Source organism: Rhodococcus sp. EPR-134, from assembly GCF_001647205.1.
GTDB classification, from domain to species: domain Bacteria; phylum Actinomycetota; class Actinomycetes; order Mycobacteriales; family Mycobacteriaceae; genus Rhodococcus_F; species Rhodococcus_F qingshengii.
This window is the reverse complement of the sequence record NZ_LVCT01000781.1, coordinates 1-562: the sequence shown is the minus strand read 5'-3', so window position 1 is coordinate 562 and position 562 is coordinate 1. Positions and strand designations below refer to the sequence as shown.

At 58.7% G+C, this 562-nt stretch carries 1 protein-coding gene; it reads right to left on the bottom strand.

All coding sequences use genetic code 11. The features are described 5' to 3' along the window. Positions 1 to 16: 16 nt before the first annotated feature. A partial coding sequence (locus tag A2J01_RS33365; RefSeq protein WP_042926981.1) for a PDDEXK nuclease domain-containing protein occupies positions 17 to 562 on the bottom strand: 546 nt, incomplete at its 5' end.

The following is a 562-nucleotide window of genomic DNA, read 5'->3' as shown; positions in this document are numbered from 1 at the left end:
AATCGAATGGCGCCTCTCAGCCGGAGTTGTCAGGTTTGACGGGCAGTTGGGAGTCGAGTTCGGAGACAGTGGCTTCCACAGCTGCCGCGATCTCGTCGTCGGTAGGGACGAGATCGCGAACCTGGGAGGGGAGAGTCTCATAGGTGTAGTCGGCTACGGCGAGGGGTGCAGTTGTCCCGGCAAGTGAATACCGGACGACGTTGTCGTTGCGGCCGGCGCAGAGCAAGATTCCCACAGTCGGGGCGTGGATGTCCTTGTTGCGGAGGTTGTCGTCGATCCACGAAACATAGAAGCCGAGCTTCCCGACATACTCCGGCTCAAACCTGCCTACCTTCAACTCGACGACGACGAACCTCGCTTGCACCCAGTTGAAGAACAGCAAGTCGATATAGAAATCCTGATCACCGACCTCGAAATGGTACTGGCGTCCAACAAAGGCGAACCCGTGTCCCAGTTCGAGGAGGAACTGCTCCAGCCGACGCATCAGCGCGGACTCCAGCTCCCGCTCCGCGACACGTTCGGTGATGTCGAGAAAATCGAAGACGTACGGGTCACGCACCAA